Annotated in this window: 13 protein-coding genes; 3 read left to right on the top strand and 10 right to left on the bottom strand. The window is 70.8% G+C overall.

Annotation, left to right across the window (positions count from 1 at the left end; genetic code table 11):
• Window positions 1–89: 89 nt before the first annotated feature.
• The 10 genes from AB0M47_RS19060 to AB0M47_RS19105 form a co-directional block, all read right to left on the bottom strand.
• Entirely contained in the window at window positions 90–2,036 is a 1,947-nt protein-coding gene (locus AB0M47_RS19060; protein WP_363415128.1) for an EAL domain-containing protein, read from the bottom strand.
• Window positions 2,037–2,439: 403 nt separating this feature from the next.
• Window positions 2,440–4,518 (bottom strand): NAD-dependent DNA ligase LigA, encoded by a 2,079-nt coding sequence (gene ligA / locus AB0M47_RS19065; RefSeq protein WP_363415087.1) that lies wholly within the window; start codon window positions 4,516–4,518, stop codon window positions 2,440–2,442.
• A 42-nt stretch (window positions 4,519–4,560) separates the two neighbouring features.
• A complete protein-coding gene (locus tag AB0M47_RS19070) occupies window positions 4,561–5,541 on the bottom strand; it encodes a methionine synthase (RefSeq protein WP_363415090.1) in 981 nt (326 codons plus the stop codon).
• Complete coding sequence (mnmA, locus tag AB0M47_RS19075; RefSeq protein ID WP_363415093.1) at window positions 5,538–6,728, bottom strand: tRNA 2-thiouridine(34) synthase MnmA; 1,191 nt, start codon at window positions 6,726–6,728, stop codon at window positions 5,538–5,540. The genes AB0M47_RS19070 and mnmA overlap by 4 nt, the downstream gene beginning before the upstream one ends.
• Window positions 6,729–6,748: 20 nt before the next feature.
• Window positions 6,749–7,912, bottom strand: a complete 1,164-nt coding sequence (locus AB0M47_RS19080; RefSeq protein ID WP_363415096.1) for a cysteine desulfurase family protein — start codon at window positions 7,910–7,912, stop codon at window positions 6,749–6,751.
• Window positions 7,913–8,023: 111 nt separating this feature from the next.
• Window positions 8,024–8,980, bottom strand: a complete 957-nt coding sequence (locus AB0M47_RS19085) for an electron transfer flavoprotein subunit alpha/FixB family protein (RefSeq protein WP_363415099.1) — start codon at window positions 8,978–8,980, stop codon at window positions 8,024–8,026.
• Window positions 8,981–8,987: 7 nt separating this feature from the next.
• On the bottom strand, window positions 8,988–9,770 hold the full coding sequence (locus AB0M47_RS19090; protein WP_363415102.1) for an electron transfer flavoprotein subunit beta/FixA family protein: 783 nt from the start codon (window positions 9,768–9,770) through the stop codon (window positions 8,988–8,990).
• A 435-nt stretch (window positions 9,771–10,205) separates the two neighbouring features.
• The gene (locus tag AB0M47_RS19095) at window positions 10,206–11,939 is read right to left on the bottom strand and encodes a M91 family zinc metallopeptidase (RefSeq protein ID WP_363415104.1); all 1,734 of its coding nucleotides are present in this window, start codon (window positions 11,937–11,939) and stop codon (window positions 10,206–10,208) included.
• Window positions 11,936–12,241, bottom strand: a complete 306-nt coding sequence (locus tag AB0M47_RS19100; RefSeq protein WP_363415107.1) for a hypothetical protein — start codon at window positions 12,239–12,241, stop codon at window positions 11,936–11,938. The genes AB0M47_RS19095 and AB0M47_RS19100 overlap by 4 nt, the downstream gene beginning before the upstream one ends.
• A 164-nt stretch (window positions 12,242–12,405) precedes the next feature.
• Window positions 12,406–13,224, bottom strand: a complete 819-nt coding sequence (locus AB0M47_RS19105) for a GNAT family N-acetyltransferase (protein ID WP_363415110.1) — start codon at window positions 13,222–13,224, stop codon at window positions 12,406–12,408.
• Window positions 13,225–13,241: 17 nt separating this feature from the next.
• On the opposite strand from AB0M47_RS19105, the gene AB0M47_RS19110 reads away from it, so the two are divergent.
• From AB0M47_RS19110 to AB0M47_RS19120, 3 genes are read left to right on the top strand one after another with little or no spacing between them, the layout of a single operon-like run.
• A complete protein-coding gene (locus AB0M47_RS19110; RefSeq protein ID WP_363415113.1) occupies window positions 13,242–13,616 on the top strand; it encodes a DUF202 domain-containing protein in 375 nt (124 codons plus the stop codon).
• A complete protein-coding gene (locus AB0M47_RS19115; protein WP_363415116.1) occupies window positions 13,613–13,984 on the top strand; it encodes a DUF202 domain-containing protein in 372 nt (123 codons plus the stop codon). Before AB0M47_RS19110 ends, AB0M47_RS19115 begins: the two co-directional genes overlap by 4 nt.
• 28 nt (window positions 13,985–14,012) lie before the next feature.
• On the top strand, window positions 14,013–16,112 hold the full coding sequence (locus tag AB0M47_RS19120) for a hypothetical protein (protein WP_363415119.1): 2,100 nt from the start codon (window positions 14,013–14,015) through the stop codon (window positions 16,110–16,112).
• The last annotated feature ends 102 nt before the right edge of the window (window positions 16,113–16,214 follow it).

Genomic DNA, 16,214 nt, shown 5'->3' on the forward strand with positions numbered 1-16,214 from the left:
GCCTGCCATCGGCGGGCCGCCCCGAGCGAGTCTATTTGCCCGGCTCGGCAAGATCACCTCCGGGTCCACGCCGCGTACCCCGGCCGGACTTAGGACGATTCGGGGCTGGTGGCGGGGCCGACGACGGCGTGCGGGTGGGCGGCAGGCAGGCGGGAGGCCAGCCGGCGCGCGCCCGGCAACGTCGTCCGGGCGATCCAGGCCAGCAGGTCCTCGGCCGGCATCGGTCGGGCGTAGAACCAGCCCTGGGCCACTTCGCAGCCCTGCTGGTGCAGCATCCGCCAGGTCGGCTCGTCCTCGACGCCTTCGGCCACCACACGCAGGCCGAGCGCGCCGGCCAGTTCGATGATCGAGCTGACGATCGCGGCGTCGTCGGGGTCCTCGCGCATCCCGAAGACGAACGTGCGGTCGATCTTCACCTCGGCCAGCGGCAGCCGCCGCAGGTGCTGCATCGAGGAGTACCCCGTGCCGAAGTCGTCCAGCGCGATGGCCACGCCGAGCTTGTCCAGCTTGGCGAGGGTGGCGAGGACCCGGTTGGGGTCGGCCATCAGGCCTTCCTCGGTGATCTCCAGCTGGAGCTGGTCAGCGGTGACGCCGTGCACCCGGAGCAGGTCGGTGACGTGCTCGACGATGTCGTCGTTGTGCAGGTCCCGCACGCTCACGTTGACCGCGCACCGCAGCCGCAACGCCATCGGGCGCCAGCGGGCGAGCTGCGCGACCACCTCGGCCAGCACCCAGCGGGTGAGCTGGCGCATCACCGCGCTCGGCTCGGCCGCCTTGATCAGCTCCTCCGGATCGACCGGCCCGTACGCCGGATGGTGCCAGCGCAGCAGTGCCTCCACGCCGACGACCTCACCGGACGAGATCTCGATCTGGGGCTGGTAGAAGACGTTCAGCCCGCCGCCCTCGGGGTCCTCCAGCGCCTTGCGCAGATCGGCGACGAGGCTGAGGCGTCGGGGCGAGTTGTGGTCGGACTCCGCGGCGTACAGGGCGATGCCGTCGCCACGGTGTTTGGCGTCGTACATCGCGACGTCGGCGTGCCGCATCAGCGTGGCGAAATCGGTGCCGTGCTCCGGGTAGAGGGCGATGCCGATGCTGCCGGAGATGTCGAGCGGCAGTCCGTCCAGCGTCACCGGGTCCTGCAGCGCCTGCGTGATCCGGGCGGCGAGGCGTACGGCGTCGTCGGGGCTGGTCAGCCGGCCGGAGACGATGGCGAACTCGTCGCCGCCCAACCGAGCCACGAGGTCGCCCTCGCGGATGTTCTTCGCCAGCCGGTCGGCCACCGCGACCAGCAGCCGGTCGCCGACGGTATGCCCGAGCGCGTCGTTGACGTGCTTGAACCGGTCCAGGTCCAGCAGCAGCAGGGCGAATCGCGCCTTCGCGGGCGAGCGCGCGTACTCGGCGGCGATCGAGCCGACCTCGCTGATCAGCACCTTGCGGTTGGCCAGCCCGGTCAGCGAGTCGAGCCGGGCCAGCCGGGTCTGCTCGGTGGACAGCACGGCCAGCCGCTGCACGGCGATCAGCGGAATGATCGCCAGCGGGACGTAGAGCGCGCTCTGGTCGGCGGCGGCGGCCAGGATCACGCCGAGCAGGAGCAACGCACCGGTGGTCAGTGCCTCCGGGGCCAGCGGGGCGCGCAGGGTCGGCCACAGTGGACCGCCGAAGCGCAGCCAGACCGCGACCGAGGTCGTCGTGTACTTGCACAGGAACCAGGCCACGGCGGCCAGTACGCACGCCGCCACCGTCCAGCCGGCCGCGGCGTCGATCGGCAGCAGCGTCGCGCCGAGGTGGATCACCGCCGACGCGGCGGACAGCGCGATCGCGTACTGGGCGATGTTGAAGACCGCCCGCCACGGTTTGTGCTTCATCCGCCAGGACGAGACGACGACCGCCGCCGCCTGGACCACCAACGCCGCCGCGAGGTTCGAATCGATGAGGATGGCGAAGCTGAAGCAGATCGACGGGAACACCGCCGAACTCATCCGACGCCCCGGCGGGCTCATCGGAAAGGCGTCCGCGACCAGCGCCATCGCCGCCATCAACCAGATCTCGGCCTCCCAGGTGCCGGAACCGGCGAACGGCGTCGCGAGTTCGACAACAAGGACGGCGGTCGCGAGGACGACAACAATCGCCACATACCCGATAAAACGGCCGGAACCCATGACGGGTGCGGCGTTCCGCAGCGATTCGGGAGGAGCGGTGATGGACGGAGTCTCCGCCCCACCGGCGGCCGAGCGTGACGCCGATGCCGTCATGCGACCCCCACCTTCCCGCGTATCCGCAGGTCGGAGCCCTAGATCGAGCGCCGACACACGAACCTACAGACTAGGACCTCCGCGGGCGCAGAGCGAGCGTCCCGCGACTCCCCGTCACCGATGTGACATAGGAAACCACACCGCGGAGGGTCGCGGGGAACGGCGAACGTCGTTGTAAGGGGCAGACTCAGGCAGCAGTCGACGCGGCGTGGCTCCGAGCTGCTTCCGGCCCGTCGGCGAGCAGGATCGCGAGACCCGCGTCGTCGAGGATCGGCACACCCAGACTCTGCGCCTTGTCGAACTTCGAGCCCGGGTTCTCCCCCACGACGACGAAGCTGGTCTTCTTCGAGACCGATCCGGTCACCTTCGCGCCCTGCGCGGTGAGCGCGTCGGACGCGTCGTCGCGCGTGAAGTCGGTCAGCGTGCCGGTGACCACGACGGTCAGCCCGTCCAGCGGCTTCGGGCCGGTGTCGACGCCCATCTCCTGCTCCATGACGACCCCGGCGGCCTGCCATTTCTCCACGATCTCGCGGTGCCAGTCGACGGTGAACCACTCCCGGACGGCCTCGGCGATGATGCCGCCCACATCCTCCACCGAGGACATCCGCTCGACGCTCGCCTTGCTGATCGCCTCGACCGAGCCGAACGCGTTGGCCAGCGCCTCGGCCGCGGTCGGGCCACAGTGCCGGATGGAGAACGACACCAGGACCCGCGAGAGCGGGACCGTCTTCGCCTTCTCGAGGTTGTCCAGCAGCTTGGCGGCGTTCGCGGAGAGCGAACCGTCCTTCTTCGTGAAGAACGGCGACCGCGTCAGGTCCGCGGCGGTCAGCCCGAACAGGTCGCCCTCGTCGGCGATCACCTTGTCGTTGATGAGGGCGACGCCCGCCTTGTAGCCCAAGCCCTCGATGTCGAAGCCGTCGCGGCCGCCGAGGTAGAACATGCGCTCACGCAGCTGGGCGACGCAGTAGCGCGTGTTGGGGCAGCGCACGTCGACGTCGGACTCCTTCGCCGGAGCCAGCGCGGCGCCGCACTCCGGGCAGTGCGTGGGCATCACGAACTCGCGTTCGGTGCCGTCCCGCAGGTCGACGACCGGTCCGAGCACCTCCGGAATGACGTCGCCTGCCCGCCGGATGGTCACCGTGTCGCCGATGAGGACGCCCTTGCGCTTGACTTCCTCCTGGTTGTGCAGGGTCGCGCTGGTGACGGTGACGCCGGCGACGTGGACGGCTTCGAGCACGGCGTAGGGCGTGACCCGGCCGGTGCGGCCGACGTTGACGAGGATGTCGACGAGCTTGGTGTTCGCCTCCTCCGGCGGATACTTGTACGCGATCGCCCAGCGCGGCGCCCGGCTCGTGGTGCCCAGGCGGCCCTGGATCGCCACGTCGTCCACCTTGATCACGACGCCGTCGATGTCGTGCTCGACGTCGTGCCGGTGCTCGGCGTAGTAGGCGATGAACTCCCGGACCTCGTCGAGGGAGTCCACCACCTTCCAGCGCAGCGACGTGGGCAGACCCCAGCTCTGCAACAGCTTGTACGCCTCGGACTGCCGAGGCGGCTCGAAGCCCTCGTGCGCGCCGATGCCGTGCACGATCAGACGCAGCGGCCGGGAGCCCGTGATCGAGGGATCCTTCTGGCGCAGCGAGCCGGAGGCGGCGTTACGCGGATTCGCGAACGGCCGTTGACCGGCCGCGACCAGGCTGGCGTTGAGGTCGGCGAAGCCGGAGGTCGGGAAGAAGATCTCGCCTCGGACCTCGACGAGCGCGGGGACGTCGTCGCCCTTGAGCGTCTTGGGGATGTCCTTCAGCGCACGCACGTTGGCGGTGACGTCCTCGCCGGTCCGCCCGTCGCCCCGGGTCGCCGCCCGGACCAGCCGGCCGTTGCGATAGGTCAGGTTGATGGCGAGCCCGTCGATCTTCAGCTCACACAGGAACGCGACCTGCCCGCCGGCGTCGCGCACCACGCGATCGGCCCAGGCCGTCAGCTCCTCGTCGGAGAAGGCGTTGTCGAGGCTGAGCATCCGCGCCGCGTGCTGGACGGTGGCGAACCCGGCCGCGGCCTGCCCGCCGACGCGCTGGGTCGGCGAATCCAGCGACCGCAGCTCCGGGAAGTCCTGCTCCAGGCCCTCCAGCTCACGCAGCAGACCGTCGTATTCCGCGTCGGAGACGGTCGGCGCGTCCAGCTCGTAGTAACGCTGCTGGTGTGCCTCGATTTCGCTGGTCAGCTCGGCGATCCGCGACCGGGCGGAGTCAAAGTCCTTCTCGCTCACAGGAGGAATCTAGCCGCTGGGTACGACAGTTCACGGTCCGGCTCAGACCTCGGCGAGCCGCCGCCCAGCCTCCCGGCACGCGGCCAGGACCTCGCGCGCATAGGCGGGTGTCGCTCCGGCGAGGCCGCAGGCGGGTGTCACCACGACCTGCTCGGGAAGCTGGGACTCACTGAACCCGAGGGTCCGCCACGTTGTGCGTACCTTATCGGCGACCGCAGCCGACGACGGCGCGCGAGTGCCCCGCGTGGCCGCCGCGCCCGCGAAGAGCGTGAGCCCGGCGTCGATCAGCTCGCCCACCGGATCGAGCTGATCCACCTGGTCGAGATCGAGTGCGACGCCGGCCGCCCCGGCTTCCCGGAACAGCGCGACCGGCGCGTCGGGCGCGCAGCAGTGGAGCACGACCGGCGCGTCGGCGGCCTCGATCACGCGGGTCAGCGCCTCGCGCGCGACCGACTCGGCGACGGATCGATAGGTGTGCAGACCACTGGCCGTGCGCACCCGCCCGGCCAGGACCGCGGGCAGCGACGGCTCGTCGAGCTGCAGAATCACCTGCGCGCCCGGCACGCGGCGGCGCACGTCCGCCACATGCAGGCGTAGCCCCTCCGCCAGCGACTCGCTCAGGTCGCGCGCGGCGCCGTGGTCGGACAGCACCGCCTGCCCGAGGGCCAGCTCGATGCTCGCGGCCAGCGTCCACGGGCCCGCGGCCTGCACCTTCAGCGGTCCCGCGAAGCCGTCCGCCTGCTCGGTCAGCTGGTCCAGGTCTCGTTCGAGGAGATCATGGGTACGCCGAAGGTCGCGACCGCCCCGGGAGGCGATCCGCCACCGTCCTGTGTAGAGCTCGACCGGCAGACCGACGAGCAGTCCGGCGCCCCGCCCGATCAGCTCCGCGCCCGGACCTCGGTTCGGCAACTCCGGCAGGTACGCCACCGGCAGCTCACCCAAGCTGTACTTGACCGCCTCGACCAGGTCCGACCCGGGCAGCGACCCGATTCCGGTGGCGCTTCCGCGCGGCAGCTCGATCATGCGGCGCTCGCCACGGCCGCGTCGGCGGTGACCGCCGTGGTGCCTGTGCTCGCGGCGGTCGCGCTGCTGTCGGTGGCGTTGCTGTCGGTGGCGCTGCTGTCGGTGGCGCTGCTGTCGGTGGCGCTCGTGATGGTCGCGCTGGCGAGGACGGCGTCCCCGGCGGCGTCGGGCCGGTAGACGACGATCGCCTGGCCGGGCGCGATCCCCCGCGCCGGCCGGCGCAGGCTGGCCGTCAGGACGCCGGCGACGATCTCGACCACGGCGTCGATCGGCTCGCCGTGTGCTCGAAGCTGCACCTGAGCCTCCGTCTTCGGCTCCAGCGGAGCCAGGACGATCGGGCGCGTGGCGGTGACGACGGTGACATCGAGCGCCTCAACCGGGCCGACGGTGACGGTGTTCGTGACCGGCGTGATGCTCAGGACGTAGCGCGGCTTGCCGTCCGGCGCGGGACGGCCCAGCGCCAGCCCCTTCCGCTGGCCCACCGTGAAGGCGTACGCGCCGTCGTGGGAGCCGACGACCTCGCCGGTGGTCGAGTCGACGATGTCACCGGGCGCCTCACCCAGCCGCTCCTGGAGGAACTTGCGGGTGTCGCCGTCGGCGATGAAGCAGATGTCGTGCGAGTCGGGCTTACCGGCGACCGACAGCCCCTTCTCGGCCGCCTCGGCACGTACGTCGGACTTCTGAGAGTCGCCCAGCGGGAAGATCGCGTGGTCCAGCTGCTCCTGCGTGAGCACGCCGAGCACGTAGGACTGGTCCTTCTCGGCGTCGGCGGCCCGCCGCAACACGCCGTCGTCGCCCAGCCGGGCGTAGTGCCCGGTCACCACGGCGTCGAAGCCCAGGGCCAGCGCCCGGTCCAGGACGGCGGCGAACTTGATCTTCTCGTTGCAGCGCAGGCACGGATTCGGCGTACGCCCAGCCGCGTACTCGCTCAGGAAGTCCTCCACGACGTCGGCGTGGAACTCCTCGGCCATGTCCCAGACGTAGAACGGGATGCCGATCACGTCGGCGGCCCGCCGCGCGTCGTGGGAGTCCTCCCGCGAGCAGCAGCCCCGGGCGCCGGTCCGATAGCTCTGCGGATTCTTCGACAGAGCCAGATGCACTCCGGTCACGTCGTGCCCGGCCGCCACCGCTCGGGCGGCCGCGACCGCCGAGTCGACACCACCGGACATCGCCGCAAGAACTCGCACCCGACGAGCTTACCCGGGGACTAGGCGCGGTCCTTGCGGAGTTTCCCGGCTCGACGGGCGCGCTCCACGACTGCGGGCAGCGCGGCCACCAGCTCGTCGATCTCGGCCGAGGTGGACGTGTGGCCGAGCGAGAAGCGCAGCGACGAGCGGGCCGCCACCGGATCGCACCCCATCGCCAGGAGCACGTGCGAGGGCTGGGCGATCCCCGCCGAGCACGCCGAGCCGGTCGAGCAGGCGATCCCCTGCGCGTCCAGCAGCATCAGCAGGGCGTCGCCCTCACAGCCCGGGAAGGCGAAATGGGCGTTGCCCGGCAGCCGGTTCACCGGGTCGCCGTTCAGGACGGCTTCGGGGACGGCGGCGCGTACCTTGGCGATCAGCTCATCCCGCAGGCTCGCCAAGTGGGCAGCCGTCGCGGCCTGCGTCGCGATCGCGATCTCCACCGCCGTGGCGAACGCCACGATGCCGGGAACATCCAGCGTGCCGGAGCGTACGTCCCGCTCCTGCCCGCCGCCGTGCAGCAGCGGGGTGCAGGGGACGTCGCGGCCGAGCAGCAACGCGCCGACCCCGGTCGGGCCGCCGAGCTTGTGCCCGGTCAGGGTCAGGGCGGCCGCCCCGGACGCGGCGAAGCCGACCGGGATCTGGCCCACCGCCTGAATCGCATCCGTGTGCAGCGGTACGCCCCGCGCGTTCGCCAGCGCCGCCAGCTCGGCGACCGGCTGGACGGTGCCGACCTCGTTGTTCGCCCACATCGCGGTGACCAGGGCGACATCGTCGTCGAGCGCCTCGTCGAGCACGCCGGGGTCGATCCGCCCCTCGGCGTCGACCGGCAGCCAGGTGACCTTGGCCCCCTCGTGCTGCTCAAGCCAGTTCACCGTGTCCAGGACGGCGTGGTGCTCGATCGAGGAAGCGACGACGCGGCAGCGACCGGTGGGCCGTTGTGCCCAGAAGATGCCCTTGATGGCGAGGTTGTCGGACTCCGTCCCACCGCCGGTGAAGATCACCTCGGACGGGCGCGCGTCGAGCGCCGCCGCGATCCGTTCCCGGGACTCCTCGACCTTGCGGCGGGCACAGCGGCCTGGCCCGTGGAGAGAGGACGCGTTGCCCACGTCGCGAGCGGCTGCGACATAGGCGTCGAGCGCTTCGGCGAGCATGGGCGTGGTCGCCGCGTGATCGAGGTATGCCATCGCCCCTCAGCCTATCCGCCACTGCCCCCTTCATGCAGATCAGGGATATGCAGCCGTCCCGAGGCTCGGGAAGGGCGCATATCCCTGATCTGCATGCTTGCCCAGCGGGCCCTACTTGCGCTTGCGGATCCCTTCCGCGGCCTGCGGCACGACCTGGAACAGGTCGCCCACCACGCCGTAGTCGGCCAGCTCGAAGATCGGCGCCTCGGCGTCCTTGTTCACCGCGACGATCGTCTTCGAGGTCTGCATGCCGGCCCGGTGCTGGATCGCGCCGGAGATGCCCAGCGCGATGTACAGCTGCGGGGAGACCGTCTTACCGGTCTGGCCCACCTGGAAGGCGTGCGGGTAGAAGCCGGAGTCGACGGCCGCCCGGGACGCGCCGACCGCGCCGCCGAGCAGGTCGGCCAGCTCCTCGACCAGCTTGAAGTTCTCCGCGCTGCCGACGCCACGGCCGCCGGAGACGACGACCGACGCCTCGGCCAGCTCCGGGCGGGCGCCCTTGGCCTCGGCGACCCGCTCCACGACGGTGGCCAGCTTGGCGTTGTCCGGCACGGCGACCGCGACGTTCTCCACGGCGGGCTCGGCCGGCGCCGGGGTCGGCGTCAGCGAGTTGCCGCGGACCGTCACGAGCGGGAAGCCCTTCGTGACCTTGGACTTGACGATCGTCGAACCGGCGAAGACGACCTGCGTCGCCACACCGTCCGCGCCCAGCGCCACCACGTCGGTGAGGATGCCGTTGTCCAGCTTGACCGCGAGGCGGGCGGCGATCTCCTTGCCCTCCTGGGTCGAGCCGATCAGCACGGCGGCCGGCTCAGCCGACTTCACGATCTCGGCCAGGACGGCGGCCTTCGGAGCGACCAGGTAGCCGTCGAGGTCGGCGTCCTCGGCCACGAGGACCTTCTGCGCGCCGTACTCGCCGAGCTTGGCGAGCAGCGGCTCGGCCGTGCCCGCGCCGCCGAGCACCACCGCGACCGGGGTACCCAGGTCACGGGCGAGGGTCAGCATCTCCAGCGTCACCTTCTTGACGGTGCCGCCGGCGGACTCCACTACAACCAGAACGTCAGACACTTGAACCTCACACGAACTTCTCGGTGGCGAGGAACTCGACGAGCTGCGAGCCGCCGTCCCCGTTGTCGGTCACCTTGACGCCGCCCGCGCGCGCCGGACGCTTGCTGTGCTCCACGACCGCGCTGTACGCACCGGCCGCGCCGACGGAGGCCGGGTCGATGCCCAGGTCGCCCAGGGCGAGGCTGGAGACCGGCTTCTTCTTGGCCTCCATGATCCCCTTGAACGACGGGTAGCGCGGCTCGTTGATGGTGTCCCAGACGCTCACGATCGCGGGCGTAGCGGCCCGGACGACCTCGTAGCCCTCCTCGGTCTGCCGCTCGGCGGTCAGCGTCGAGCCCTCGACGGTCAGCTTGCGCGCGCCGGTGAGGGCGGCGACGCCGAGCCGCTCGGCCAGCATGTGCGGGAGCACCTGGCCCCGCGCGTCGGTGGCCTCCGCCCCGCAGATCACGAGATCGGGTTCCAACTGCTGCAGAGCGGCGGCGAGCACGGCCGAGGTGCCCAGCGCGTCGGACCCGTGCAGGGCGTCGTCCACGACGTGGACCGCCTTGTCCGGCCCCATCGACAGCGCCTTGCGGATCGACTCGGTCGCCCGGTCGGGACCCATGGTCAGCAGCGTGACCTCCGAGCCGGCGTTCGCCTCGCGGATGCGCAGGGCCTCCTCGATGGCGTACTCGTCCATCTCGTTGATCACGTTGTTCGCCGACGCTCGGTCGACGGTGTTGTCGTCAGTACGCAGCGTGCGGTCCGCGCCGGAATCCGGCACCTGCTTGACGAGTACGACGATCTTCATCGTGCTTCGACGCCTCCTGTTATGCCACAGCCCGAACGTTCGTTCATGCTGCCATGTGACACCGGATTCGGATGTTACCCGCTAGTAGCTTGCCGTGCTCAGCCAGCTGCTCCCGGGACCGAGTGACACAACTCACCTCGTAATGATCGCGGGCCGGTAGAGTCCTCTATGCAGGAGGTGTCGCACATGTCCACACAAATGGCTCCCCTGCCCGTCGCCGAGACCGTGCCCACTGAGAAGTCAGTGCCTACGGAAAAGACAACCACGAGGCGGCCTCGGCAGGACGGGCAGGTCCGTCATCACACCCGGAAATCACCGGACGAGCATTTGTGCACGTGCGGTCGGTTGCGGGAGGAATGCGTACGCGACGCCGTCCGGGCGATGTGGCGGTCGCCGGGCACCTGACCCTTCCGCCGGTCAGCCGTAGTGCCGCGATCAGCCGTAGTGCCGCCGCTGCGGCCAGGTCAGCTCGGTACGCAGCCCGTTCTCGGTGAAGACCAGCGGATGCCGGGGATCCACCCGGATCGGCGTACGCGGGTCGCGGTCGTCGTCGACGGGCAGCCCGGTGGCCTGCCGTTCGGCGTTCGGCACGCCCACTCCGCCCGAAGCGGACGGAATCCGATCCGGATCGTCGGGATCGTCGTGGCGTCCCGGCAGGACGGTGTCGTTGACGAAGTCGTATTGGTGCGCCATCTCGTGGTAGAGCACCGCGACCGGCGGCGTCGAGCCGAGGAACGTGCTGAACCCGGGGTTGTAGTCGATGGCGCGCTGATGCCCACGATCGAGGGAGACGTCGGCCGACGCGGCCGCGTTGTGCTCGCTCCACTCCCGGATGGTCAGGGTGTCGCGGCCGGTCAGCCCGGCGTCCAGCGCGGCCAGCATCTGCTGACCGGTCGGCGACGCCGCCAGGAACTCCAGGTCTGACCGCACCCGCGCGGTGAACTCCGGCGAACCCTCCACCTGGATCTGGGCCGGGATCTCGGCCAGGTGCACGGCCACCTCCCGGTCGACGCTGGTCAGAGCCGCGTCCTTGTCGTGGTACGCGATGTCGTCGCCCGCACCGCCGTCGACCACGTCAGCCCCGCCACCGGTGTAGACGACGTCGGCACCGGCCCCACCGGAGACGCGATCGGCCCCGGAGCCGGCGACGAGCACGTCACCGCCGTCGTCGCCGGACAGCACGTCGGCGCCGTGACCGCCGTCGAGGTAGTCCCGGCCGTCGCCGCCGTCGATCGCGTCCGCTCCGGCCAGCCCGTACGCCGTGTCGTTGCCATCGCCGCCGAAGATCCGGTCGTCACCCGCGCCACCGGCGAGGTAGTCCGTGCCGGCCAGCCCGTAGAGCACGTCGTGCCCGTCGCCGCCGTGCAGTTCGTCGTCGCCGTCGCCGCCCACCAGCGTCAGCCGCACCGAGGTGCCGGGCGCGACCGTGACGGTGTCGTCGCCGCCCCCCGTACGCAGGACGAGCCGGAGGTCGCCGGGGAACCGCCACTGCCCGCTCTGCCCGGTGACGACCTGTTCGCCGGTGGCCGGATCCACGCGTACCTCGACTCGGTCGTCGCCCGAACCGGTGCTGATCACGACGGTGTCCCCGCTGCGCAGCACCTGCGTCGCGGCGACCTCCGTCGGCACGGCGAAGGTCGCCGGCTCGGCCGCCCGCCAGGTCTTCGCCAGCGCCTCCCACTCGGGCAGCGTCGCGGTGATCTCCTTGGCCTTCGCGGCCAGCGTCCGTTCCAGATCGCCGCGCAGCCGGACGGCCTGGGCGACCGCCGCTCGGGCCGCGCCCGCCCCGGCCGGATCACTGACCGTCAGGCTGACCGTGCCGTCGGCGTAGGGCCGGGCTTGGAAGACGTCGCACACCACGGAGAAGTGCGCCGACAGCCGGAACCGGGTGGTCGCCGACGCCTCGGCGCAGGCCTCCAGGGCGGCGGCGACGCGCGCCGCCAGGCGCGTGCAGCCGTCCACTCCGCCGGCCAGCCGCGCTCGATGGGCGGCATAGGTCGAGGCGGTCGCACCCGACCACTCGCTGAGCACACCGGTCGCCTGGCCGGACCAGTCCCGGCGCTGCGGCTGCGGACCGGCGGCCAGCCCGCGCCAGGCCGCGGCCGCCTGGGCGTAGCCGTCGTCGGCGAGGTACCAGTGGTCGGCGACGCGCACCTCCCGGGGCCTCACGCCCGCCGCCCCGGTGCGCCCATCCGCCAGGCAGCCCGGTCGTCGGCCTCCTCGTACGCGAACGCGGTCTGCCACAGTCGGTCGGCGTCGGCCGCCATCACCTCCGCGATGCGGCGTACGGCGAGATCCGCCCGGACGGCGGCCTCCTCGGCGGCGCGGCGGGGCGCCGTCCGGGGAGTCGCCGGGGTCAGCAGCGGGCCGTGCGTACGCCACGCGTCCGCCAACGCGGTGGACAGGTCCAGCGTCGCCGACGCCAGCCGGCTCACGCGCGCCGGATCGACCCTCGTCTCCTCAGCAGCCATGTCTGCGACGGTAGGGCGTACCGGGCGACCCGGGATCGGGGTTGTGGACGACGGCCGTCCGGTGGCAGAACCAGAAATGCCGTCATCACAGCCCCGACGGTTCATTCACCTGCCAGGTCGGGTCCTTCACTGTCCAGGTGGGGTCCTTCACCGGCCAGGTCGGGTCATTCACTGGCCAGGTCGGGGCGGAACATGTACGGCGTCGTGGTGGTGATCGGGATCAGGCCGACCCGCTCCAGGATCGGGCGGCTGTCCGGCGAGCAGTCGACCTGCAACAACGAGAATCCGCGCTCGGCCGCCCGGCGCGCCCGGTGCTCGACGATCGCCTTGTAGACGCCCCGGCCCCGGTACTCGGGCAGGGTGGAGCCGCCCCACAGCGTGGCGAACTCCGTCCCCTGGATGTACCTGGTCCAGCCGGCCGAGACCACCCGATCCCCGGCCTCGGCCACCACGACCAGCAGCCCGTCGGGGTCGGCGGCCAGCTCACCGGCCAGGGACTCGGCGAGGTAGTCCCGGGACCCGTCGCCCCAGACCTCCTCCTCCATCACCGCGATCCGGTCGAAGTCGGCGCGGCTGGTCACCTCGCGCACGCGTACCCCTGGGATCTCGCGCAGCGGCGCGGCCGCGATGGGCGCGACCCGGCCGATCACCACGGTCTCCTGCACCTCGGGCGTGAAACCGTGCGCGACGAGCCGGTCGGCGAGGTCGGCGGGCTGGTCATGGCCGTGCAGCTTCCACTCGACCTCCTCGCCGCGCTCGGTGAACGTGACCACCTGGCGGCGGATCAGGTCGTCCAGTTCGGCGCCGTCGAGTCCGCCCAGGTCACGGTAGGTCAGGTAGCCGCTGTGGCTGAGCCCGAAGAAGCGCACCAGCGGACCGTCCCGATCGACCGTCACACCGGCGGGCAGCCGCTCCGGCACATGGGCCTTGAGCTGTTCGTCATAGATCTCACGCAGGCGTCCCGCGTCCAAAGCTTCGTTCACGTCGGGATAATAGGCACGTGTTCCGCCTGATCAGGATGTGGTTTTTCCCGCGCGACGTGCTCGACGTCGGCACCACTCCGGACTACCGCTTCTCCCTGGCCAACGAGCGGACCTTCCTCGCCTGGATCCGGACTGGCCTGGCGCTGGTCGGCGGCGGGCTCGCGGTGGCCCAGTTCCTGCCGCCGCTCGCCGTCCCGCACCTGCGCGAGATCTTCGCGCTCGGGCTGATCCTGGTCGGCGCGGCATGCGCGCTGCGAGCGGTCGACCACTGGGTACGCTGCGAGATCGCGATGCGCAAGGGCAGGCCGCTGCCGGCCTCCCGATTCCCGGCGATCCTGGCGTTGCTGGTGGTGGCCGGTTCCATCCTGTTGTTCATCGGCCTGGTCATATGACGGCCGCGCCGGTCGATCGAGGCGCGCAGGCCGAACGGACCCGGCTGGCCTGGCGGCGTACGGCGCTGGCGATGACCGTCGTGTCGCTGCTGATCGTGCGCCTCGCGCTGCACGCCGGGATCACCCCGGTACGCGCGGCCGCCCTCGTGGTGGCCTGCGGCGTCTGGGTGTTCTTCCTGATCGTGGCGCAGCGTCGCATCTGGTCGCTGGCCCGGCCGGCTGAGAGCACTCCTGACGGCGCTCCCGAGCAGCCCCCCGTCAACGCCGCCGTACGCTCCCCGGCGTTGGCCGCCGTGTCCTGTTTGGCCATGGCTCTGGTGGGCGTCGCGCTGACAGTTGATCTTTGGTCGCTACCGCTCTGGCGTTAACGCGAGAATTTCTCTACGCTCCGCGACCATGAGGAGGATCACACTCGGCACCGCGGCCGTGCTGTGCGCGTACCTGGTCATCGGACTCGGTCAGGCGCCCGCCGCCGCTCACGACGAGCGCCCCACCCGGACGCTCGACGGCAGCGGGAGCGTGCCGGTCTACCGGACCGAGGGACCGACGCTGCTGGTCTGCAAGACCGACAAGGCGGCGTTCGACCAGGCGATCGCGGGGTTCGCCCCGGATCTGAAGGCGCAGAACGAGGCGCTGTGGACGCAGTGCCAGGCCAACGGCTACCGCCATCTGCAGGCGGCGGTGGACGCCGCGAACCTCCCCGGCACCATCATCAAGATGCTGCCCGGCCGATACCAGGAGGAGCCGAGCCTGGCCCCGGCGCAGGGCGCCTGCGAGAACCTCAGCGGGCTGCGCAAGTCGGCGCTGTACAAGTACGACGTACTGACGCTGCAGCAGCAGCTGGACTGCCCGCACAACCAGAACCTGGTCGCCATCATCAACAAGCACGGCCTGCAGATCGAGGGCACCGGCGCCAAGCCGACCGACGTGATCGTCGACGCGCAGTACCAGAAGCTCAACACGATCCGGGCGGACAACGCCGACGGCGTGTACTTCCGGAACATGACGGCCGAGCGCAGCCAGTTCAACGCGTTCTACATCATGGAGACCGACGGGTTCGTCCTGGAGAAGACGGTCGGCCGCTGGAACGACGAGTACGGCTTCCTGACCTTCGCCGTCGACCACGGCCTGTACACCGAGGCCGAGGGCTACGGCAACGGCGACTCCGCGTTCTACCCGGGAGCCGCGTCCAACATCAACAAGGACGAGGGCTACACCCCACCCCGGTACGCCGTCGAGATCCGCAACAGCTACGGCCACGACAACATGCTGGGGTACTCCGGCACGGCCGGTGACTCGGTCTGGGTGCACGACAGCGTGTTCACCCACAACTCGACCGGGATCTCGACCGACAGCGCCTTCCCCGACCACCCGGGCATGCCGCAGAACCACTCCAAGTTCGAGCGGAACGTCATCGCCGACAACAACAACGACTACTACCGCTACCACAAGGACGGCACCTGCCAGAAGCCGTACGACCAGCGCGGTTACGAGAACGGCGTGGTCTGCCCGGTGGTCGGCGTACCGGTCGGCAACGGCGTGATCAACCCGGGCGGCAACTACAACATCTGGCGCGACAACTACATCTACGGCAACAAGTACTCCGGCTTCGTCACGAGCTGGGTGCCGGGCTTCGTCCGCAACGACACCGCCTTCGCCGCCCAGTTCGACACCTCGAACCACAACCGCTACCTCAACAACCATATGGGCGTCAGCGAGAAGGGCGAGGCGAAGCCGAACGGCGTCGACTACTGGTGGGACGGCCAGGGCGTGGACAACTGCTGGACCACCGCGTCCGACAGCGTCGACGTGTCGTCCAACGTCGGCCCGCTGCCGTCCTGCGGTTCGGACGAGCTGCCGACGGCGCTGGGCAGCAAGCGCTACATCGGCGAGCCCGCCGGGACGCTGAAGATGTACTCCTGCGCGCAGTACAGCCTGCAGAGCCAGAAGATGCCGATCGACTGCGACTGGTGGGGCGCGTACGCCGCCTCCACGTCGGAGCGCATCGAGGTGCGCTGGGCGTTCGGCGAAGCCGTCGTGCTCGGCCTGCTCTTCCTCGCGACCTTCTATCGCCGCCTGCGCCGGTCGCCGGTCGCCACCGTAGGAGCCGGCCTGGTCGCGGCCGGCTTCGTCCTCGGCGTGATCGGCACCGCCCAGTACAACGCGTTGCTGGAAGGCATCGGACTGGGTCTGGCCGGACTGGGCTGGCTCGCCCTCGGCCTCCGCCTTCGCCGGGTCGGCCGCGGCGCGCTCGGCTGGCTCACCCTTCTCGTCGCGGCCTTCGCCCTGCTGGGCGCGGTGGACCGGGCTGTCGTGATGATCCCGTTCATCCCGGTCGCCCCGTCGCTCATCCGGGTGCTCCTCGAGGTGATCTGGATTCCGACGGCCATCGTGTCGCTGTTCCTCCGCGACAAGCCGGCCGCGGAGCCCGCCACCACCCCCGCCGAAGACCCCACTCCGGACACTCCCTCCGAACCCACCCCCACCCCCGCCTAGCGCCACATTCCGCCGCGTTGATCATGGAGTTTGCCCCCTCGACACACCGTCGAGACCACGGTTAACTCCATGATCAACGCGGCGGCAGCGAGCGGCGCGGCG

It is taken from the genome of Hamadaea sp. NPDC051192 (assembly GCF_040682475.1).
Taxonomy (GTDB): domain Bacteria; phylum Actinomycetota; class Actinomycetes; order Mycobacteriales; family Micromonosporaceae; genus Hamadaea; species Hamadaea flava.

Excerpts from the sequence above, each read along its gene's own strand:
- AB0M47_RS19060 (WP_363415128.1), bottom strand. The coding sequence starts at position 2,036 with ATGGCGGCGATGGCGCTGGTCGCGGACGCCTTTCCGATGAGCCCGCCG.
- AB0M47_RS19070 (WP_363415090.1), bottom strand. The coding sequence starts at position 5,541 with ATGATCGAGCTGCCGCGCGGAAGCGCCACCGGAATCGGGTCGCTGCCC.
- AB0M47_RS19080 (WP_363415096.1), bottom strand. The coding sequence starts at position 7,912 with ATGGCATACCTCGATCACGCGGCGACCACGCCCATGCTCGCCGAAGCG.
- AB0M47_RS19090 (WP_363415102.1), bottom strand. The coding sequence starts at position 9,770 with ATGAAGATCGTCGTACTCGTCAAGCAGGTGCCGGATTCCGGCGCGGAC.
- AB0M47_RS19100 (WP_363415107.1), bottom strand. The coding sequence starts at position 12,241 with ATGGCTGCTGAGGAGACGAGGGTCGATCCGGCGCGCGTGAGCCGGCTG.
- AB0M47_RS19115 (WP_363415116.1), top strand. The coding sequence starts at position 13,613 with ATGACGGCCGCGCCGGTCGATCGAGGCGCGCAGGCCGAACGGACCCGG.
- AB0M47_RS19120 (WP_363415119.1), top strand. The coding sequence starts at position 14,013 with ATGAGGAGGATCACACTCGGCACCGCGGCCGTGCTGTGCGCGTACCTG.